The following is a 20,266-nucleotide window of genomic DNA, read 5'->3' on the forward strand; positions in this document are numbered from 1 at the left end:
GCTGTTCGAGAACCGGGGCCAGGGGGGTGCCGGATGAACCTCTTTCCGTCGGTGCCGGTGGAGCCGGACGCGGAACAGGCCGGGCAGTACCCGGGGTTGGGGTTTGTGCCTTGCCCGGGGAGACCGGGGGCCATCGACCAGGTGGCCGACGAGGTCAGAAGCACCACCACCGCGCTGGGCGATATCGTCGCGCTGCTGCGCGGGACCGGGCAGGGACAGTGGCGTGGTCGGTCGGCCGAGGCGTTTCGGGAGCGGTTCGACGACGACTTCAAACCCAAGGTCGAGCAGGTGCACGAGTCGTTCCTGACGGCTGCCCAGGCCCTGGAGGAGTGGGCCGGGTTTGTGCCGGGGGAGCAGCGTGCGGCGCTCGCCCTGGAGGAGCAGGCGCAGGCGATCCAGACGTCCTTGGACACGCTGCCGCCCGCGCCCAGTTGGAACGAACTTCTCGGCCGCGAGGACGACCAGGGCGACGAGGCCGACGAGGCGGAGGCGGAGCGCGCAGCGCAGGAGCGGATGCGACTGCTCCAGGAGCGCCAGCGGTTACAGGACCAGCTGGCCGCGTTACGCGAGCGTGCCGAGCGGCTGCGTGAGAGCTTTATCGAGTACGGGGACGACATCGCCGACCGCATCGCTCGTGCGATGGCGATGGCTCCGAACGAGCCTGGCTTCTTCTCCCGGCTGGGCGGCATGCTGGTGGACGCCGCCAATGACATCGTCGAGTCGATCGGCGAGATCGCCAGCGGGCTACGCGACTGGATCGTCGAGAACGCGCGACACATCGCGGTCATTGGTGATGTCCTGGCGGTGGTGAGCACGGTCGCGGGAGCGGCGGCGCTGGTCGCCTACGGCATCGCGCCGTTTACGGGAGGGTCGACAGGGTTGATCGGATCCGGTCTGGGCGAACTGTCCGTCGGGTTCGCGGCGGGCGCGTTGATCTGTCACGGGGTGGCCAGGCTCGCCGGCGCTGATGTGTCATGGCGGACCATTGGGCAGGACGCGCTGGGTGCCATTCCGGTGGTCGGTGTCTTCTCGCGGGTGGGTGGCACGATCGGCCGCACGGCCAGCGCCATCAAGGAGAGCCCCATCACCAAGGGCCTGGGGAACATCGCCCTCGTGGACAGTCTCAACGGAATGTTCGGAAGTTCTACGAGCATCAGCGATCTCCTGCTCCAGGATCCCAGTCTGTGGCCGAACTCGGAGGTGACGGGCGGGGCGCTGCTGATCGGCTTCGAGAACGCCTGGCGTCCCGGCGGGGCGGTCGGCGCGGGGGAGCGGGCGGGAATCGCGGGTAGGGAGGACGTGACTGGCTCTGCCGAAACGGCCGAACCGAATGGGAGCCCGATGTGAAGGACCAACAGATCATCGCGCACTTCGATGGGTCTTCCGAGGTGAAGGTGGTGACGCAGACCCGGGTACGTCCGGTGCTGGCGATTGCCCATGAGTTCGGGTACGTGATGACCTCCTGCCGGTTCAGAACGACCGGGGTCGCCAGTTTCACCTTTGTCCGTGACGATGGGGAGTTGGCGCGGCGGCGGGCTGCTTGGGCGCGTTATCACTACGACATCAACGGTGCTTGGTGGGCGACAGCCGCTCCGCGCCCGACGGATCAGGTCTCGCCGATTGCGGCGGGAGAAGCGCGGCTCGGGCTTTTCACGTATAAGAAATGGCCCGTGCAGAGGTATTTGCGGAGGCTCGCCGCATTCACCGCCGTGGCCGCGCTGGCCGGCATCTGGTTTCTCTCCACAGACGCTGTGGAGTACGCCGTGCTCTGCCTACTGGCGGCTCTGGGGGCCGGCGCGACGATGATCTGGGGACCGGGCCATCGGGCGCGGAAGGAAGTGGAGTACCGGCAAACACTGGAGGCATTCGATCGGCAGCGGGTGTTCTGGAGTTATGACGACGGAGGGGGAGGCGGCTGATGTATGTCGCGTTCGATGTGCCGGAGCGTTTTCGGCAGTTGCCGATCGGGATGAGTCCGGAGGAGAGCTACGCGCATGCGTCCGCCCATGCCCGGGAGGTGGCGGCCGGGGACCCGGAGGCGGAGCGGCGCGTGCTGCGGGAGGTGTACGGAGGTTCGCAGGCGCTGGCGCGCGTCGGAGCCCTGTACTCGGGCGCGGTGGTGGGGACGTTGGGGGGCGAGCCGTCGTTGGCGACGCTGACGGTCACGGCCACGGAGTTCCCGTATGGGGACAGCGCGCGGATCGCCGCCGAGGGCACCCTTCAGTCGTTGGTGGCTTCCCGGGGGCCGCTGTGGAGCGGCAACGTCTATCCGTTGCCGTGTGGTCAGCCGGCCACGGTGGTGACCGGGCTTCGGGTGTATCGGGTGGCCCAACTGGAGCCTTCCGATGTGCGGTTCGCCGAGTTGCAGGCGTATGTGCCGGTGCCCGACGGGCCATCCCCGCGGGAGCGGCACATGCTGACGGTCAGCTTCGCCACGCCGGCCGTCAAGCACTGGGAGCGGTACATGCCCGTCCTGGTGCGGTTGTTGCGCGGCCTCACCTTCACCACCCAGCCCAGTCCTTCCGCCGCGCCCGTGTCGGCGTCCCCGTGAGCACGGCCGACTTCCAGGAGTCCGCATGAGTGACAGCGATCTCTATCTCGACTACGAACTGCTCGGCGCCAATCGCGACAACATTCGCAATATCGCCAACCTCTTGGAGGGCCCCTGCCGGTCGATGGCCCATGTCAACGGCTCCGATATGGGCGTGGAGCGGCTGGAACAGCGGATGGACGACTTCGGCGACGAGTGGGAGTACGGCATCGGGAAACTGGCCGAGTTCTCCGACGCGGCGGCGACCTGCCTCGACGAGGTGCTGAACGGCTTCCGTGACATCGACGAGGAGCTGTCCCGAGCCTTTCAGGAGAACTGAGCCGTGGTCGCCGACGAGCATCGGCCGATCGCCGGCGACCACGGACCCCCGCAACAGCTAGTTCTCCGCGGCTGGCAGCCGGCGCCGCGCGGCGGTGGCCGCTTGGTGGAAGCCCGCCGCCTCCGCCGCGCGGTCGATGCGGAGCAGCGCCTCCCCGGTCGCGTCCCAGGCGGCGGCCTGGAGATCGGCTCGGCCGACACGTTGGAAGAGCGTCGCCGCTTGGTGGAGGTGACTGAGCGCGTCGGTCGCTTCGCCGCCGGCCAACGCGATCCGGCCCAACTCCAGGAGCGCCAACGCCTCGAACAGCGTGCCGTCGGACTCACTGGCGAGAGCCAGCGCCCGCTCGGCCGCCTCGTTCGCCCTGGCGAGCCGAGCCGATCCGCGGTGGACGGCGGCCAGCAGGGTCAGCGCCTCCGCCAACTCCAGTGGCTCCCCGGCCTGACTCAGAAGATCGGCGGCCTCGGCCAGCGTCGTCTCGGCGCGTTCGAGATCGCCGCCTTCCAGCAGGGCCCAGCCGACATTGCGGGTGAAGGCGCCGATATAGGTCTGGTGGCCGGTGTCGCGGGCCAGTGTCAACGCTCGTTCGAAGCAGGCCCTGGCCTGATCGACGCGGTGTCCCAACATGTGGGTCACGCCGAGGCCGTTGGCCGCGCGGGTCTCTCCCACGGGGTGGTTCAACGCACGGAACGCGTCCAGGGCGGCCTGGAAACGGTCCGCCGCGTCCGCGAGCTGGAAGAGATGCCGGTGGGCGATCCCGAGGTTGTCGAGGGTGATCGCCTCCCCATAGCGGTCGCCGGCCTGGCGGGCGGCGTCGAGGGCCGTCTCCTGGGCGGCGAGCCAGGTGCCGGCGGGTTCTCGGTCGGCGATGACCATGGTGAGGACGGCGGGGAGCTGCCAGGCGATGGCGAACTGCCCGCTGCCGTGCGCGATCCGGATCGCCGCGATCAGGTTCTCCCGTTCGGTCTCGTACCAGGCGATGGCGGCCCTCGGGCCGTCGAACTCCTGGATGACGACTCCTTCGGGCAGGGGCTCCAGGGCCACGGGGAGGGTGTAGGCGCCGGCCCCCGCGCGGGCCGCCGCCTCGGCGGTGTGGGCGTACCAGCCGAGAACACGGCGCCGAGCCGCGGCCAACTCCGCCGGGACGAGCTCCGTTCGCGCCTGGTCCAGGGCGTAGGCGCGCAACAGATCGTGGAACTGGTAGCGGTCGTGGCCGCACTCGTCCAGCAGATGTGCGCCCGCCAGGGTGTCGAGTTGCAGCCGGGCCCGGGACGGGGGGAGCCCGGCGAGGGCCGCTGCCGCACCGACGCCGAAGTCGGGGCCGGGATGCAGCCCCAACAGCCGGAAGAGGTGTGCGGACGCGGGGTTGAGTGCCCGATACGACCAGCCGAACACGGTGCGGACCGCGTCGGCCTCCTCCGCGCTCTGCCCATCGTCCACCGTCAGTGCGTCCCAGAGGCCGCTCTCGTCACGAAGATCCCTGATCAGATCCCGCAACGGCATCCGGGGACGGGCAGCCGCTCGCTCGGCCACGATGCGCAGGGCGAGCGGCAACCGCGCACACAACCGCGCCAACTCGGCCAACTCCGCCTCATCGTCGCCACTGCGGTATCCGGCGAGGACCGCACGCAGTAGCTGGACGGCCTCGGCTGACGACAGCGTCTCGACACTCACGCGATGTGCTCCTTCACGTGCCACCAGACTCGACATTCGGGTGCGGCTAGTAATCATTACCAGGCACTGAGGTGCGCCGGGGAGCAGCGGGCGAATTTGGCCTACGGTAGCCGCGTTGTCCAGCAGGAGCAGCATCCGCCGGCCGGCGATCAGGGTTCGAAAAAGGTCCGAACGCGACTCCTCCGTAGTGGGGACCCGTTCCAGGGGAATGCCGAGGGCTCGCAGAAAGCGCCCGAGGACATCGTTGGCCGTGATCGGCGGGCCCGGGTCATAGCCCCGAAGATTGACGTATAACTGTCCGTCCGGAAACCTCTCTTGGGCATGGTGGGCCCAGCGCACGGCCAGGGATGTCTTCCCCACCCCCGCCGTGCCCACGATCGCCAGCACCCGCAACGGAGTCGCCGCTTCGATGCTGTCGGCGGCCGGATCACCGGTCAACGCGGCGTCCAGGACGGCCAACTCTCGCTCGCGATTGACGAAGCCACGGGCGTCCCTCGGGAGTTGGGCGGGACGAGGAACCTCGGCGGGCGAGGTGGCATGAAAGTGCACACCGCCGCTGACCTGCCCGGCCTGGACCATATTGCCCGAGGCGTTCGAAATCTCGGAGTGGCTCCCCTGAGAGCGTGGGAGCGCGGGACGGTCGCCCGCGGGCGATGTGTTCTCGGACATGTGTTCCCCCGAGTGGTGGCAGGAGTTGACAACCAAGTGCGGTGCCCCGTCGCGATCGGAAGCGGAATTGGCCGGTCCGAAAGGCCGGTGCGGACGGGAGCTAGCATCGTTTCATAGTCTTAGGCAATGTCCCTTTCTGCCTTGTTCAGGGTGGCGAATGGAGCACGTGGTGCAAGGCTGTCTGGCGCTGGTGGACGTGCCATTTGCATGAGGGGTACGGTAGCCGCTGTCGAAGCCGAGGGGGTAGTCATGAAGATCGAATTCGTTGGTGGTGCCACTGGGCAGGGGGGCTCGCCAAGGTTGTACCGGGACGAGGTGAGCGGGGACTTCATTGTGCAGGGGTATGTGGTGGAGGATTCGTCGGATCTTGAGCAGATGAACATTCCGGCCGGCGAGACCGTAGTACGTGTGCCCCGGTCGTTATTCGACTATTTACCGAAGGATGGAGCGAATGTTCAACCTTGACGCGGTGGGTTGGGCCCGGCTGTTCGAGTCCTGCCGTGAGTCGGCCAGCCATTTGGAGATGCGGGACAACTACGCCGTTCAAGAGGAGCTGGCCGATATCGCGAAGTGGCGGGCCGGCCAGTGGGGTCCGGAGGAGGACGCGGAAAGCAAGGCGGGCTGGCTTGCCTTGATGCGGTCCACCGCGGCGCGTGGTGTGCGGCTGCGGAGGGCGCGCGTGGTGTCCGAACCGGTTTCCGAATACATCAGGTTCGAGCATGAGGGGACGCCGCAGAACATCGACGCGGGCGAGGATGTTCGGTGGCTGCCACGGACCCGTGCGTCGGGTCTGGTGCTGCCTGGCAACGACTGTTGGATCTTCGACGGCACGACAGTGCTGTTCAACCACTTCACCGGAGATGGAGGATGGGTCGGCAACGAGCTGACCACGGACCCCGTGGTGGCCAAGCACTGTGCCGAAGCGTTCGAATCCGTCTGGCGGTTGGGAGTTCCGCACCAGGAATTCCGGCTCGTCTGACATGACGCCCGAGGCGGATGGTCTCCTCTGTGTTGGTGGAGAAGGAGAATATGTCTGAGCAGTTGCGGATCGGCGTGATCTCTTCGGGGCCGGATGAGTTCGCCACCATTCACGCCGCATGTGTGGACAAGGGGCACCTTCCGGTCGTCTATCTCTATGGGCGTTCCCTGCGCTCCGGCGGCCCGAATCTCGACGACGCCGGAGCGACGACCACGGCGATTCTCGATGCCTTGCCGCAGGGGATGGATCTTCTGCTTCCGGGCACCATGGACGGTCTGGCGCGGTCGCTGCGCAGCCATCGGGTCGATCTTCTCGTCGTCTTTGGCTTCGCCTGGAAGTTGCCGCCTTCCGTTCTGGAGATTCCCCGCCTCGGCGTGCTGAACATTCATGTCGCGATGCTTCCTCGATATCGGGGCCCGGCCCCTCTGCTGTGGGCCATTCGCAATGGCGACGCCACCGGCGGGGTGACGGTGCACTGGATGGACGAGGAATTCGACACGGGGAATATCCTGGCGCAGCAGGGCGGTATCCTGCTCGCGGACGACATCACCTGGCAGAACTACTGTGTGTCCGCCCTGCCGGTGGTTCGCCGATTGCTGGGCGAGTCCCTCGATCTGGCCGTCGCCGGTGACCCAGGCCGGCCCCAGGATGACGCCGAGGGCAGCTACGCGGGGTTCATGGAGCCGGAGTTCGCAGTCGTCGACTGGTCACACAGCGCGCGCGCCATTCACCACCAGGTGAGGACACACCGTTACATGCGGTCGTCCCACCATCCTGTCGCCATGCTTGACGGCGGCTGGCGACGGGTCGTGCGCACCAGTCTGTCCCCGTCGGAAGGGGTGCTGGTTCGCTGCGGCGATGGGAGTCCCCTGTGGATCGTGGAGTCCGAACCGGCCCCCGCGCCCGAATGACGGCCCCGCCCGTCCCCCGTGTGGGGACGGGCGGGCCTGGTCAGTTGAGTTGGCTGGATTGGAGGGCCGCGTAGGCGCCGTCGTGGGCGAGGAGTTCGTCGTGGGTGCCGGTCTCCACGATCTGGCCGTGGTCCATCACCACGATCCGGTCGGCTCCTCTGATCGTCGACAGCCGGTGGGCCACCACGAACGTGGTCCGGCCGCGTACCAGGCGGGCGAGGGCCTGCTGGACGAGTGCCTCGGAGCGGGTGTCCAGGGCCGAGGTCGCCTCGTCGAGGATCAGCACCCTGGGGTCGCGGATCAACGCCCGTGCGATGGCAAGGCGTTGGCGCTGGCCGCCGGAGAGCCGCGCGCCGTGTTCGCCGACCACCGCGTCGAGGCCACCGGGCAACCGGTCGACGAACTCCAGGGCGTTGGCCGCCGCGAGCGCGTCCCGCACGGTCGTCTCGTCCGGGTCGTCCATGCCGTAGGCGACGTTCTCCCGGACGGTGCCCTCGAAGAGGATCGACTCCTGGGGGACGACGGAGACGAACCGACGGTAGGTCCGCAGGTCGAGGCCGCCCATGTCGACGCCGTCGAGCAGCAGTCGTCCCCGGGTCGGCCGGACGAAGCCGATCAGCAGGTTGAGGACGGTCGACTTGCCCGCGCCCGACGCGCCGACCAGGGCGATCGTCTCGCCGGGGGAGACGGTCAGGCTCATCCGGCGCACGGCCGGCCGCTCGTCCTCCTCGTCGTGGCCGACCCCCTCGTAGCCGAAGGAGACCGCGTCGAAGGTGAACGCGCCCCGCACGTCGGAGACCTCGGCCTTGCCCTCGTTCGCCTCCAGCTCGGGCTCCTGGAGCACCTCGCCCACGGAGCGCACCGACTCAAGTCCCTTGGTGATCACCGGGATCAGGGCGAGCAGCGTGGTGGTCGAGTTGGTGAGCGTGGTGAGGAACGCGCTGAGCATCACGACGTCACCGGCGCTGACATCCCACACCTCGTAGTAGGCGACCAGCGCGGCGCCGGTGAGGAAGGTCAGGCCGAGGGTGTTGAGGAGCACCCAGGAGGCGGATGCGACCCGGCCGTTGAGCAGGTCGAGGCGCATCGCGGAATCCAGCACCCGGCGGAGGGTGCCGTTCATCCGCCGCAGCGCGTTGTCCTCCAGGCCGTGCGCCCGGGTGACGGGGATCAGCCGGGTCATCTCGGAGACGCGGGAGGAGAGTTGCTCGACATCGCGCCGGAAGTGTTCGTTTCGGGTGCGCAGGCGCAGCCGCATCCGCATCACCAGCAGGGCGGCGCACGGCACCACGATCAGGAAGATCGGCAGGAACTCGGGGGCCCGTAGGCCGATGATGACCAGGCCGCCGATCAGCACGGTGGTCGCGCCCAGGCCGGATTCGGAGGTCTGCTGCACCATCTGCTCGATGGTCTCGACATCGCGCACGACCTTCGCCTGGAGGACGCCGGCGCTGACCCGGTTGTGGTAGCCGATGGACAGTTGCTGCATCCGGGTGCAGAGCGCGGAGCGCAGGGTGGTGCCCATCCGCCGCACGCTGCCGAACATCAGGCGCACCCACAGCAGATGCAGGGGGAAGTTGACGAGCAGGATCGCCAGCACCAGACCCGCGCTGGACCAGAGGTTGCTGATCGGGCGGTGGTCGACGACGGTGTCGACGATGGCGGCGGTGGTGAGCGGCAGCAGCCAGAGCGGGCTGTGCTTGATGGTGAAGACCGCCGAGGCGAGGGCGATCCTCCAGCGGTCGGGGCGAAGGAGCCAGAGCAGGGTACGGACCGGGTGTTCGCCCCGGTAACGGTGTTCGAGCGGGGCTACCGGCGAGGCCACGGTGGATTCTCCAGATAGAAAGCGCTTTCGGCCACCCCCGACCCTACCCCCGCGCCTCCCCTCCCACCCGCGCCCACCACCATCCGTCGGTCACCGTTCGGCGACCCGAACGCGCCGGCGGCCGTGGGGTGTTCCGACGTGCGTTCGCGGTGTGTGTCCAGGGCGCCTCGGGGAAAGTCGGTTCCGCCTCGTACGGATGGAGGAAACGCTTCTTCAATTGCGCCCGGGATAAAGCCTATGCATCATGGTCGCGTTCTCTGCTTCAGGGGAATTCGAGGGCCTCTGATATGCGCCCTCTTTCCCTGCTGAATGAATGCGGTGCGACTGGATTCGGAGGTGCCCTTTGGTGATCAGTATTGGCGACATGCCCATCCCCGGACGCGGCCGGGAGGTGGGCGAGACTCTGCTGGATCTCAAGTCCAGAAAAACGGCGAAGATCAAGAGTCAGGAGGACGACTCCGCTTCGAACAAGGTTCCCGTCTATGTGACGGATGGCGCGCCGGCTCGCCGCAAGTTCGACGATCAGAATCTCATCCTCAAGCCGAGTGGGGCCGAACTCTGGCGCCGCAGGGCGCGACCGAGCTGGTACTGGGAGATCGTCGCGGAGGCGGTCAGCGCCTACCAGAGCGGCGGCAGCACCGATCTGGATCGCCTGCGGAGCTCGTTCACCGCCCTCTTCGCCGCGCTGCGCAAACGCGGAGTCTCCGTCTCGGTGCTGCCCCAGTGGGAGGATCGGGCGTTCCGGCTTGAGAAGCCGGAGATCGCGCGGATCCAGGCCCTCACGGACTCGGAGAACTTCAAGGACAAGAGCAAGGCCCCCGCGATCTACGAGAAGGTGACGGCTGCCAGCTTTCTGAAGAAGTGCCAGGACGGTGACACGGCCACCCTGGCCGAACTGAAATCAGATGTCACCACCTATCTGGAGGCGACGGACCAGGACGTCCAGGACGTCTACAGTTCCAATCCCGCGTTCAGCCGCGCGGGTCGAGTCATCGTCCGCAAGGGCATCGCCGACGGTACGGATGGCGAGCTGGTCATCGACGCGAAGAACAAGGCGGCCGCCTACCGCCACCTCCTCGCGCACGAACTCACGCACTGCCACTCCTTCGCCGGAAAAGGGCTTCAGGGCAGCGCGAGTTACGGGGACGGGGCGGACGAGGCCGTGACGGAGCTGTGCGGTCGAGCCGTCACCGACATCATTCACGCGGTCGACAACAAACTGAACGTCACCGTCGAGTCCTCTCAGGACAAGGTGGTCACCGGGGCGCACTACAACCTCTGGTCCGCCACCGTGGAGAACACCCTGTACCAGAAGGGCGGGCTGCGCTACGCGCCGCAGGTCTGCTCGTTGGTGTTGGCCCAGGGGAAGTACCGGGGTATCGCGCAGGGGGTGGCGACCTATGACGACACCTTCCCCCAGGAACTCCTCAAGGCGTACTTCGAGACCGGGGGGAAGAAGGAGCTGAAGAAGACCGAGTCGAAGTGGGCCGCGTTGCTGCGGGCGTTGGTCGACCTGCTGTCGCGTATCCTCCGCAACCGCTTCCGAAAGGCTCGCGGATAACGGACCGCCCGCCGACACGGCACGCGTGTCGGCGGGCGTCCGCTGCCCAGGTGGTGCGAGGGCGTCAGCCGATTTCCAGGCTTCCGCCGATGGCGACGTCCTGGTCGTAGCAGCCGACGTCGAGATAGGTCGTCTGATCGGCCTGGAGCCGCGTCCAGGGCGAACTGACGTCATATACATAGCCGTCGGCCGTCTGACACCACACGGTGGTCCGGGCGCGGTCCGTGCCGGTCGCCGAGTCGCAGGCGACATAGAAGTAGCCGGGCTCGCCGTCCGCGTTCCACAGCCCGGTGGTGCACACCGACGAATAGCCGGCGGCCATGGCCGCGGGGGCCGCCGAGACGATGGCGGCGGTGGCCAGTGCGGCGGTCGCCAGGCCGGCGAGCACTCTCTTTCGTTTGGTCATGCTCTCTTCGGTGTCCTCTCTTGATGGACCCGGGCGATATTTCGCCTGGGAAGTCAGAAGTCGATCTCCAGATCGACGTACCCTCGGATACGAATCTTTCGCTCGCATGGCGGCTGGGGCTCGATCAGCCGGGTGGGCGGTCTGATGGCGAACTTGTTCTTGCCGTCGATGACCTTCTTCTCCCACCGGTCCGCCTGGAACGCGACGATCGCCGTCTTGGCGGCGATGTTGTCCTTGAAGGAAGTGAGCACGTCCTTCGGTGAGTTGGCCGGCGTGTTGATGTACCCGCTCATGGCGGCGTCGAGGTTCCTCAGGTTGTCGAACGCCGGCTGTCCGATGATGGGCGCGCTGGTGAGTTCGAAGTTCTCCTTCGGGTCGTCGGAGCGGTGCTCCTCCTTCGGCCCGCCGAAGAGATTGCCTGGGAGCCAGCAGTAGAGCTGGACAAAGGTGTCCCAGGCGCCGTCTTCCCCCGGCCGGGTCGTCGCGCTTTCCTTGTGGCGGCAGTTGTGCAGATCGGTGAGCAGGTTCTCCAGGTTCTCGTGGTCGCGACTGTCGATGTTTGTGCCGTAGTTCTTGAAGTTGGCCTTGATCTTCGCGGCGAAGTCCTTGACCAGCGCGAAGTGGGTGCCGTTGAGGATCAGTTGGTTCCAGAAGTTCACCAGTCGTTGGCAGGGAATGACGTGGTGCCGCACCAGCGGCACGCTCACCCCCTCGATGGTTCCGTTGGGCAGCGAGGCATAGGGCGCGCTGACCCGTGCCAGCTTGAGGTTGTATTCCTTGGCCATGTCGCTCTGTTTCTCTCCTTCGGTCAGCGGGGGATGAAGTGCCAGCTCTGGGCGCTGTCGCCACACTCGTAGGTCAGCACGCGGGGGCCGAACCACTGCCGGGACAGGCAGTGGTTGTTGGACTGGCTCACAAAGCGTCCGGAGGTCGCCTCGTAGTTCCACCGCTGGTCGGCGGTGAAGCCGCACCACTGGGTGGTGACCCACCAGCCCGGCTCGCCGGCGGTCAGGCACTCCACCGAGGCGAAGTTGACGAGCTGGCGGTCGTGGGTGTCGTAGTGCCAGACCTGCTCCTCGTCGTCCGGGTCGCACGCCTCGGTGAACACCTCGCCGGTGTCCTCGTCCGCGGCGAGGCATTCGCCGGAGTACGGGTTCTCCAACTGGCCGAAGTAGCTCGCGCGTGGGGCTGGCGCGGTGTCGGCCGCCCCCAGCGCGGCGGCGGTGGTGGTGGTGCCCAGAAGAAGAGCCAGCGCGGCGCCCAGGGCCGCGCCATAGTGCGTGAACCGCATATCTGAAAGACCTCGTGTTTCTCGTGTTCAGGCGACGGCCTCAGCCGTGCCGCGCGGAATTCGAATGTGCAGGGACCAACTCCCACAGGCGTTGATCCAGGGGCCGGGCGTCCCGTCGTTCTCCAACCCTTGGAGCGTGACCCGGTATCGGTAGCGGGCCGCGAAATCCCTGGCGCTGGAGTAGATCAGCCACCGGCGTGGTCTGTTGTCCTCCTTGTCGCTCCAGGAGAACGAGGCCCGGTAGTTCTCCAGCGGGATTCCGTCAGCGCTCAACGCCTCGAAATCCGCCGTCAGTTTCTCGCCGGTGCGCAGTCCGGGTTGGAGGACCAGGGGATAGACGTCGAGATAGGGCAGCATTCTGGGGGAGACATCGATCGCGATGTCGTTGAGGAGGGATCCGCCCGGGTCCGGGTCGATATCCAGCTGAGCGCTGTCGACCTGGGCGATGACCAGCTCCGTGTTCACGTTGTCGGTGCTGAGCAGCACGGCGCGACGGACAAAGGTCCTGTCCGGTGTCCACCCTGGAGGGGGATGCGGAACCTCCTGGGCGGAACGCATCGTGGTGCGGTAGTTCCAGAGCTGGGGCTCTTCCCCCGGCTGTTCGGCCTTGGGGAAGACATGCGCCTGGTAGACGAGTTCACCCGAGGCGTCGGGATAGCCGCAGCTGACCGTGAGCGCGGAGACCACGGGGTTGTCGTGCGCCAGGACGGGGCGGAACACCCGCGACAGGTCCTGGTTCTCGCTCTCCGGATACCGGTCGAGGAAATAGCGGGCGGGCTCCCGGCGGATCTCCGTGAACTCGTTGGCGAAGCTGGTCGGCACACTGACCGGTCGGAGATAGCGGTTCACCCCGACCAGGACCACCTTCAGGCTCGCTCGCGCGCCGTCCCCCGTCTCCTCGGCCACCCGCCAGCTCGCGCCCCAGGGGTTGGGCGGCCCGTCCTCGTCCTCGGACAGGGCGGTCGGGCGGGAGGCCGGCGCCATCAGGACGGACTCGCGGGCCAGATCGAGGAAGACGCCGTCGAGGAAGCCGGTCTCCTCCAGCAGCCGTTGCCGGTATGTCTCGCCGTCGGGGACCCGCTCGTCCAGCTCGCACTCCACGCTCAGCGCGCCCTCGGCGAGCAGCTTGCGGCCCGCGTTCCGCACACCGTCCCAGGTGATGTCGCGTCCGTCGCCCCGGCCGAGCGACGCCGCCTCGGCGAGCAACGCCTCGCCGACGGCGCCGCGGGCGCCCCCGAAGACGAGCCGGGTGATGGGGGCGCCGAACTCCAGGCCCACGGTGCGGTTCACCATCAGGGAGTCGTCGCCCTCCACCACGGCGCGCTGGAAGAGCTGGGTGTAGTAGGTGCCCAGCAGCGTGGTGTAGGCGCGGGAATCCGTCGCGCTCATCGGCCCGGCCTCGTCGCCCTGTTTCTCGCAGTACCAGGGGTCGACGCCGACCAGGCGAGCCACCCGCTCGCTCCTCGCCGCGATATTGGAGAGCGTGGTGTGGGTGTACTGATAGGTCAGCGGAAGGAAGTTGGCCGGGGTGTGGGAGATCCATCCCCAGTACGGGTCGTTCTTGGGGCAGGAGGCGAGGAAGTTCCGCGTCGTCTCGTTGAGGATGTCCTCCGGGATCACCGTGCCCAGGGTGAAGCGAACCGCTCCGCAGACGCTGTCCTCGGGCGTGGGTTCCCGGTGGTAGCGGGTGAACTCAAAGGAATACCGGTCGGTTTCCCGGGCGAGATGCAGGCGGTCCGGCAGCCAGTGAAAGAGCGAGGGCTGGGAGGCGCTGCGGAAGGCGTTGGCGAGATCCGGATAGAAGACGAGGTGGTACCCACCGAGGTGCCAGGAACGAGATCCCGCCACCTCGGTGGGGCCGAGCATCACGGGCATCTACTTGCGCCGTGTCTTCTTCGTGGCCTTGATGGTCACGCCCTTGTCCCCCTGCTTGGGGATCGGCACCCGGGGGCCGAGGTTGTTGTTGGCGTCGTAGGCCTTGGACCACTCGACGCCCTCCTCGTAGTCCACCACGGTCACGGTGTACTGGAAGCGCTTCAGCTCGGGGGCCGGGCTGATGATCCAGTGCCGGTAGAGATCCTTGTCCCCGTAGTCCAGATAGAAGTACGCGGGCTCAGCTCCCTCGATGACCTTCCCGTCCTTGTCGACGAGTTCCATCATCAACTCCGCGTACTGATCCTCCTTCACTCTCCCGGAGAACATCGCCCTCACATGCATGAGGTTCTCCGAGGAGGCACGCACCTCGATGATGTCGTCCTTGACCGGTGTGCCATTGGGCTCCGGATCGATCTGCACATGGGGCTCGGCCACATGCATGACGATCTTCTCGTTGGTGGAGTCCGGCTCGTTGAAGTGAATGGCGCGCTTGATGAAGGTGCGGTCTGGCTCCCAGCCGGCCGGCGGGTTCTTGACGTCCCCCTCGTCCCACATGATGGTGGAGTACTCCCAGCGCTCCAGTTCCTCGCCGGATGCCGGGCGGGTGAAGACCTTGGACTTCCAGATCAACGTCCCCTTGTCGTTCGGGTAGCCGATCTGGATGGAGAGCGAGTCGTAGATGCCGAGCGGCCATTCGGCGTAGGCGGCACTGACCCGGTTGATCTTGGCGGGCCAGTCGTCCAGGTGCACCACCGGGAAGTACTTCTGTTCGTCGCCCGGCTTCATCTCGTTGAACATGCCTTCGAGGGAGCTGGAGACGGAGGTGGTCTGGCGGTGGCTGAACTGCATCTCCTCCTCGTAGGAGATCTTGACCTTGATGACTTCCTCCCGGGACCTCAGGGAGAGCCCGCCGCCGCCCCACCAGCTGAACGGCGAATCCGATGAGGAGGACTCCGCCGGGGTCTCCTCCTCCACCGGCTGGAAGATGAAGTTCCTGCCGAGTTCGGTCATCTTGTCCACCAGCAGGTCGGACTTCTCCCTGAGGTACTTGGCCAGCTCGTCGGCGCCGGGGAAGTTGCCCGCGGGGGTGATGGTGACCTTGATCTTCTCGTTCTTGATGACCTCGTCGAACACGCGCTTGACATCGGCCGACCACCAGATGCTGTGGGCTTGGGCATCCATCGAGAAGTGTTCGTAGACGGACTCCCAGTCTCCCTCGATCCTCAGGGAGACCTTGGGCGTCCACATCTCCACCTCCATGACGGAGTTGGCGTAGACGGGACTTGTCGCGGCGTCCTTGAAGCCCTTGTAGAGGACCTCAGCCGGATATCTGCTGACGATCGCGGCGAACGCCTGCTCGGTGTTGGGGTCGATGGAGCCGCCTGCCTCCCCCTGAAAGACCCAGAGCCATTCGTTGGGGTCGAGACCCTTGGGATGGCCGCCTCTGATCAGTGACTCATGGGCCTGGTCGTCGAAATTCGACCTCTCCACGACGGACACCTTGCCGGACTCGTCCAGCTGGGCGAGCTTGAAGCCGTCCCTGGTCACCTTGATTCCGGAGAGGGACACCGTGTTCGCCATACAGGTCACCGTCTGGAACTGGGGCTTGCCGCCGCCGCTGTTCCACAGGCCGTTGGAGTTGTTGGCGCAGTGCGCCTCGACCTCCATCATCGCCTGCTTGAGGACGGTGCCGTCGGGCTTTCCCGTGACGGTGAGGGAAAGCAGCCCGCCCGCGACATCGTCCTTGCCTTCGCCCTGCCCGGCGAAACGGAGAAGGGAGAACTTGAAGTCCCCCTCGTCGCCGTTCTTTCGGGCCACCCTCAGGGACTCTGGAAGATAGTAGTAGACGGGGTTCTTGCCGGCCTGGATCAGATCGTAGTTGTTGGCGTCCGGGAAGAAGGTGATGACGTAGCCCTGCTTGCTGACCGTGGTGGTGCCACCGGCCATCGTCGGGCCAATGGGATCGACCATGCCGAAACTCCAATTGGTTGGCGAGATGGCGCCGACGGTGTCGACTGCCGGCGACAGCTTGCCTGTCGGCCAGGAGAGGTGCATCCGAAGAAGCGTTTCCTCCCTCCGAACGAGGGACACGGAATCACACCGACTGGACGTAATGCCGCCATCCGTTTCGGATAACGGGATGCCGGAGGACATCAACGCCTCAGGAATCGGGGGAGTTTTCGAGTCATGGGCAGGGAAGAGATCAGCGGGGGGTATTTATATCCCTCATCCGCACGATTCTTTTGATGAGCGCCGCCGTTTTCCGGCCCGGGGGTGCTCAGCCCCGGGCCAGCGTTACCACCCAGAGGAAGCGCGTCACATCGGAGCCGGCCTCGAAGGTGTAGGGGTGCGTGCTCGCCAGCCGGGCCGACTCGCCCTCGTCGATCCGCAGTTCGGACGCGTCCGACCGGACGCGAAGGTGGCCCTGTTGGACATGGGTCATGGAGTCCGCCACACCCGTCGACGGCGTGACCCGGTAGCGGTCGGCACCGACCAGATGCCACTTCCACAGCTCCACGGACACCTGGCTCGTCTCGATCGCCTTGAGGAGGTAGGCCCAACTCCCGTTCGGCGTCGACCACACCTTGACGCCGTCGGGCGAGGGCTCCCCGAGCACGCCGACCAGTGCGGGGAACGTGGTCCCGAGCGCGAAGGCGATCCGGTCGACCGTCCCCAGGCTCGGATTCGCCTGGCCCAGCTCGATTTGCGTGAGCATCCGCCGGCTGACCCCGCTGAGCTCCGCGAGCCGCACGAGGCTCAACCCCGCGCCCTGCCGCACCGAACGGATGCGGTCGCCCAGCAGTACGACCACCTCGGGGCGGATCCGCTCGCCCATGCGCTCCTCACCCACCTACCGGCCATGGCCCTCGACTGCGCACTATACTGCTCACCGTCCGTCGGGCGGGCGGCGAGCCGAACCACAGCGCCGTGCGTCTGTGGGGAGATGGGGGCCTGGGTGACCTGGACGCGAATGACCTCGTCGCCACGGGTGGCGGCCGGTTCCGGCTCCCGGCTGGACATCGTACGGTGGCAGGCAGGGGCCGGGACCTTCGGAGTTCCGCAGGCGGCTGCCCCGATCGCCTTCGGTCTGGTGGCGCTCCCGATCACGGGGACGGCCGCCTCCGGCGCCGCGATGGTCTTCGCCATGACGACGGCGCAGGTGCTCGGCTCCGTTCCGATAGCGCGCCTGGGCGCGCGGTTCAACAGCGTGCGCTACCTGCGGGCGCTGATAGCCGTCCGCACCATCGCCCTCGCCGCCGTCACCGTGCTCGCGTCCCTCGGCGCTCCCTTTCTCTCGCTCATCGTCATGGTCGTCGCGGCCGGAGCCGTCAACGGCGCGGCCCACGGCTATCAGCGCCTGCTGCTCAACTACCTGGTGGACGCACGCGGGTTGCCCCGCGCGTTGGGTGTGGCGGCGACGCTGAACGAGATCACGTTCGCGCTGGCGCCCGTGCTCGCGTCGCTGCTCGGCGCGATCTCCCCGGTCTGGGCGATGGTGGCGATGACGGTGCTCGGCGTGGGGCCCATGGTCCTGATGCCCGCCGTTCCGCGGGCGCGCGGACGGCGGAGCGGCGATCCCGTCCCCGCGCGGCAGCGGTTTCCCCGCGAGGCGTCGCTCTGGCTGGTCTGTGCCGCCGCCGGCAGCGGCACGGTCGCCGCCGTGGAGGTGGGGGCCGTTTCGTTCGCGCTCTCCTTCGACCTCGCCCCGAGTTGGGCGTTCCTGTTCGCCTCGGTGCTCTGCCTTGGTTCGATCGCCGGCGGCGTCTGGGTCAGTGTGCGCAATCGCATCGCCCGGAACGGGGAGGTCGTCGGCTATCTCGCGGCCACCACGGCGGGGTCGGCGTTGGTCCTCACGGGCGGGAACAGCGTGCTGACCCTCGCCGGCGCCGCCGTCATCGGGTTCTTCCTGCCGAGCCTCGGCACCTTCTACTCGCTGATCCTGGATCGGCTCGCTCCGCCCTCGCGCCGGGCGGAGATGTTCGCGCTGCTGCGCACGGCGAGCGCGCTCGGCGTCATCGCGGTCAGCGGACTCCTCGCGCTCCTGGGGTTGCGCGCCGCACTCGTCGGCAGCTTCGCCGCCCTGCTCGGGGCGCTCTGCCTCGTGGTGCTGCACTCGGTGTTCCCACGCGGTGCTGCCCGCGCCCCCCGGCGGACGGGCCGTCACGAGTAGCGGAAACCGGCGTGCGCGGTGGGGGCGGTGCTGGTCCTGTGCGCGGGGTGTGGACGTTTCTTCACCGTCGGCGGTGTGGGCGAGTCGGGTTACCCGCCCGTAACTTGACAGGGTCCGTCGCTGTGACATGAGCCACACCGAGATCCTCGGGTGAGGAGAGCCGCCATGCCCTTCGGGAAGTCCGGACCGTCAAGAAGAGCCCGATTCGCCCTGCTCGCCGCCCTGTTGGCCCTGCCGTTGCTCGCCCTCCCCGGCGGCACGGCGAACGCCGCCGCCGCGACCGGCGGTTGGAACAAGACCGACTGCGTCTCCGAGCATCCGCGCCCCGTCGTCCTGGTCCACGGCACCGGCGCCAACGCCACCCTGAACTGGCTGGGCCTGGCCCCCTATCTGGTCGAACGCGGCTACTGCGCCTACTCGTTGGACTACGGGCAGCTGCCGTGGCTGCCGGTCTTCCACGGCCTCGGACCCATCGAGGAGTCCTCGGGGCAACTGGCCGCCTTCGTCGACGAGGTGCTCGCCGAAACGGGGGCCGACGAGGTGGACCTCGTCGGCCACTCCCAGGGCGGGATGATGCCCCGTCACTACCTGAAGAACCACCCGGGCGCGGCGGACAAGGTCAACGCGCTGGTCGCCATCGCGCCCAGCACCAACGGCACCACGCTGCTGGGGCTGACCGCGCTGCTCGACGTCTTCCCCGGGCTCGCCGACGCCATCGACGGCTTCTCCCCCGGGATGCTCCAGCAGGTGGTCGGCTCGGACTTCCTCACCGAGCTGAACGCGGACGGCTACACCGTGCCCGGCGTGGAGTACACCGTGATAGCCACCCGCTACGACGAGGTCGTCACCCCCTACCGGACGCAGTTCATCGACGAACCCGGCGTGCGGAACGTGCTGCTCCAGGACCTGTGCCCGCTGAACATCTCCGAACATGTCACCATCGGCCTCACCGACCGGATGGCCTTCCACGAGGTCGTCAACGCCCTGAACCCGGCCGCCGCCGAACCCACCGACTGCCGGCACATCCTCTGACCGCCCGGGCGCCCCGCGCGGTCGGTCGCGCTCTGCCGCGTCATGGTCCCGGCCTCCCCTGAGTCCTGCCCCGCCGCTGCCGGCATCCCATCGCGGTGTCAGGGCGTGCGTCATGCCACGCAATACCGGTAAACAGTTCGGCCATATTGTTGCGAGTTTCCTGTGGTCAATTCAGCCTTGACGTCGGCGAATTCGGATGGTTATCGTCGGCGGTGGGTCGAAATAGGGGGATCGGGCCGCACAGAATGCGGAAAGTCTCCTTTCCCGGCATCGTCAGCAGGTCGGAAACCCCCTCCCCACCTGCGCCCCGGGCCGGTTGAACCCCATTATCCGCCGCCTGTTCATGGCCCTGGAAGGAAACCCTGATGAGCACCGCTCAGCGCACCCAGAAGCCGGCTAAAAAAGAAGACGCCCCGGAGGAAATCCTGTTGGAGACCGCGCCCGATCCCCAGCCGGGGTTGCGCGAGTATCTGACGGTGAAGCGCGCCGCGCTGTTGGCGCGGGAGGAGGCGGCGCGCGCCAACCCGCCGACCCAGCCGCACCGGCTGCGGGCCAGGGCCTCGGCCGAGGCCCGCAGCGGGGTGCGCCGCATCCGCATCCGGCACCACCAGATCGTCAGCGACTCGCCGTTGGACTTCGCCGGCTACGACCTGGGCCCGGCCTCCCCCGAGATCCAGCTCGGGGTGCTCTCCAGCTGCCTCACCCATGTGTTCCTGATCCAGGCGGCGCGGCTGCGGGTGCCGCTGGACGCGTTGGAGGTGCAGGTCGAGGCCGATCAGGACCCGCGCGGTGGAAAGCCGGGCTTCGAGGAGACGCCGATCTACCCGCACAACATCAGCTACACCGTGCATCTGACCTCCCCCGCCTCGGCGGAGCGGGTCAGGGAGCTGCACGAGACGGTGGAGCGGGAGTGCCCGATCTACAACCTGCTGATCAACCCCCAACACGTCACGGGCCGCGTGGTGTTGACCGGCAGCCCCCGCGAGGTCTGACGCACCGGGCCCG

19 protein-coding genes are annotated in these 20,266 nt (G+C 67.4%); 11 read left to right on the top strand and 8 right to left on the bottom strand.

Annotated elements, in window-relative coordinates; all coding sequences use genetic code 11:
- The first annotated feature begins 33 nt into the window (after positions 1 to 33).
- Genes K4G22_RS22530 through K4G22_RS22545 form a run of 4 tightly spaced genes read left to right on the top strand, consistent with a single transcriptional unit; the run spans position 34 to position 2,870 of the window.
- Positions 34 to 1,347 carry a WXG100 family type VII secretion target gene (locus K4G22_RS22530; RefSeq protein WP_342399148.1) on the top strand — a complete coding sequence of 438 codons (1,314 nt, stop codon included), beginning with the start codon at positions 34 to 36 and terminating at the stop codon, positions 1,345 to 1,347.
- The gene (locus K4G22_RS22535; protein ID WP_228082156.1) at positions 1,344 to 1,919 is read left to right on the top strand and encodes a hypothetical protein; all 576 of its coding nucleotides are present in this window, start codon (positions 1,344 to 1,346) and stop codon (positions 1,917 to 1,919) included. Before K4G22_RS22530 ends, K4G22_RS22535 begins: the two co-directional genes overlap by 4 nt.
- The gene (locus tag K4G22_RS22540; protein ID WP_228082157.1) at positions 1,919 to 2,551 is read left to right on the top strand and encodes a hypothetical protein; all 633 of its coding nucleotides are present in this window, start codon (positions 1,919 to 1,921) and stop codon (positions 2,549 to 2,551) included. Before K4G22_RS22535 ends, K4G22_RS22540 begins: the two co-directional genes overlap by 1 nt.
- A 25-nt stretch (positions 2,552 to 2,576) precedes the next feature.
- Entirely contained in the window at positions 2,577 to 2,870 is a 294-nt protein-coding gene (locus K4G22_RS22545) for a hypothetical protein (protein WP_228082158.1), read from the top strand.
- A 57-nt stretch (positions 2,871 to 2,927) separates the two neighbouring features.
- Here the strand turns inward: K4G22_RS22545 and K4G22_RS22550 are convergent, their stop codons facing one another.
- Positions 2,928 to 5,210, bottom strand: a complete 2,283-nt coding sequence (locus K4G22_RS22550) for an ATP-binding protein (RefSeq protein WP_322785127.1) — start codon at positions 5,208 to 5,210, stop codon at positions 2,928 to 2,930.
- 249 nt (positions 5,211 to 5,459) lie between these two features.
- On the opposite strand from K4G22_RS22550, the gene K4G22_RS22555 reads away from it, so the two are divergent.
- Genes K4G22_RS22555 through K4G22_RS22565 form a run of 3 tightly spaced genes read left to right on the top strand, consistent with a single transcriptional unit; the run spans position 5,460 to position 7,100 of the window.
- Positions 5,460 to 5,675, top strand: coding sequence for a hypothetical protein (locus tag K4G22_RS22555; RefSeq protein WP_228082159.1), 216 nt, complete (start codon positions 5,460 to 5,462; stop codon positions 5,673 to 5,675).
- Positions 5,662 to 6,189 carry a DUF6879 family protein gene (locus K4G22_RS22560; RefSeq protein ID WP_228082160.1) on the top strand — a complete coding sequence of 176 codons (528 nt, stop codon included), beginning with the start codon at positions 5,662 to 5,664 and terminating at the stop codon, positions 6,187 to 6,189. Before K4G22_RS22555 ends, K4G22_RS22560 begins: the two co-directional genes overlap by 14 nt.
- Positions 6,190 to 6,239: 50 nt before the next feature.
- On the top strand, positions 6,240 to 7,100 hold the full coding sequence (locus K4G22_RS22565; RefSeq protein ID WP_228082161.1) for a methionyl-tRNA formyltransferase: 861 nt from the start codon (positions 6,240 to 6,242) through the stop codon (positions 7,098 to 7,100).
- 40 nt (positions 7,101 to 7,140) lie between these two features.
- Here the strand turns inward: K4G22_RS22565 and K4G22_RS22570 are convergent, their stop codons facing one another.
- A complete protein-coding gene (locus K4G22_RS22570; RefSeq protein WP_228082162.1) occupies positions 7,141 to 8,925 on the bottom strand; it encodes an ABC transporter ATP-binding protein in 1,785 nt (594 codons plus the stop codon).
- 346 nt (positions 8,926 to 9,271) lie between these two features.
- On the opposite strand from K4G22_RS22570, the gene K4G22_RS22575 reads away from it, so the two are divergent.
- A complete protein-coding gene (locus K4G22_RS22575) occupies positions 9,272 to 10,486 on the top strand; it encodes a hypothetical protein (RefSeq protein WP_228082163.1) in 1,215 nt (404 codons plus the stop codon).
- A gap of 64 nt (positions 10,487 to 10,550) precedes the next feature.
- On the opposite strand, the gene K4G22_RS22580 is transcribed toward K4G22_RS22575, so the two are convergent.
- The 6 genes from K4G22_RS22580 to K4G22_RS22605 all read right to left on the bottom strand — a co-directional run bounded on the left by K4G22_RS22580 (position 10,551) and on the right by K4G22_RS22605 (position 16,894).
- Positions 10,551 to 10,892 (bottom strand): hypothetical protein, encoded by a 342-nt coding sequence (locus K4G22_RS22580; RefSeq protein WP_228082164.1) that lies wholly within the window; start codon positions 10,890 to 10,892, stop codon positions 10,551 to 10,553.
- A gap of 53 nt (positions 10,893 to 10,945) precedes the next feature.
- Entirely contained in the window at positions 10,946 to 11,677 is a 732-nt protein-coding gene (locus tag K4G22_RS22585) for a hypothetical protein (RefSeq protein ID WP_228082165.1), read from the bottom strand.
- A gap of 23 nt (positions 11,678 to 11,700) precedes the next feature.
- The gene (locus tag K4G22_RS22590; RefSeq protein WP_228082166.1) at positions 11,701 to 12,183 is read right to left on the bottom strand and encodes a ricin-type beta-trefoil lectin domain protein; all 483 of its coding nucleotides are present in this window, start codon (positions 12,181 to 12,183) and stop codon (positions 11,701 to 11,703) included.
- A gap of 27 nt (positions 12,184 to 12,210) precedes the next feature.
- The gene (locus K4G22_RS22595; RefSeq protein WP_228082167.1) at positions 12,211 to 14,052 is read right to left on the bottom strand and encodes a hypothetical protein; all 1,842 of its coding nucleotides are present in this window, start codon (positions 14,050 to 14,052) and stop codon (positions 12,211 to 12,213) included.
- A gap of 6 nt (positions 14,053 to 14,058) precedes the next feature.
- A complete protein-coding gene (locus tag K4G22_RS22600) occupies positions 14,059 to 16,029 on the bottom strand; it encodes a hypothetical protein (RefSeq protein WP_228082168.1) in 1,971 nt (656 codons plus the stop codon).
- A 307-nt stretch (positions 16,030 to 16,336) separates the two neighbouring features.
- The gene (locus K4G22_RS22605) at positions 16,337 to 16,894 is read right to left on the bottom strand and encodes a helix-turn-helix domain-containing protein (protein WP_228082169.1); all 558 of its coding nucleotides are present in this window, start codon (positions 16,892 to 16,894) and stop codon (positions 16,337 to 16,339) included.
- A gap of 120 nt (positions 16,895 to 17,014) precedes the next feature.
- Here K4G22_RS22605 and K4G22_RS22610 point away from each other — a divergent pair, with 120 nt between their 5' ends.
- The 3 genes from K4G22_RS22610 to K4G22_RS22620 all read left to right on the top strand — a co-directional run bounded on the left by K4G22_RS22610 (position 17,015) and on the right by K4G22_RS22620 (position 20,253).
- Positions 17,015 to 18,229, top strand: a complete 1,215-nt coding sequence (locus tag K4G22_RS22610; RefSeq protein ID WP_228082170.1) for an MFS transporter — start codon at positions 17,015 to 17,017, stop codon at positions 18,227 to 18,229.
- A 165-nt stretch (positions 18,230 to 18,394) separates the two neighbouring features.
- Positions 18,395 to 19,261 carry an esterase/lipase family protein gene (locus tag K4G22_RS22615; protein ID WP_228082171.1) on the top strand — a complete coding sequence of 289 codons (867 nt, stop codon included), beginning with the start codon at positions 18,395 to 18,397 and terminating at the stop codon, positions 19,259 to 19,261.
- A 365-nt stretch (positions 19,262 to 19,626) separates the two neighbouring features.
- On the top strand, positions 19,627 to 20,253 hold the full coding sequence (locus K4G22_RS22620; protein WP_228082172.1) for an OsmC family protein: 627 nt from the start codon (positions 19,627 to 19,629) through the stop codon (positions 20,251 to 20,253).
- The last annotated feature ends 13 nt before the right edge of the window (positions 20,254 to 20,266 follow it).

Source organism: Streptomyces profundus (genome assembly GCF_020740535.1).
In the GTDB taxonomy this organism is placed as follows: Bacteria; Actinomycetota; Actinomycetes; order Streptomycetales; family Streptomycetaceae; genus Streptomyces; species Streptomyces profundus.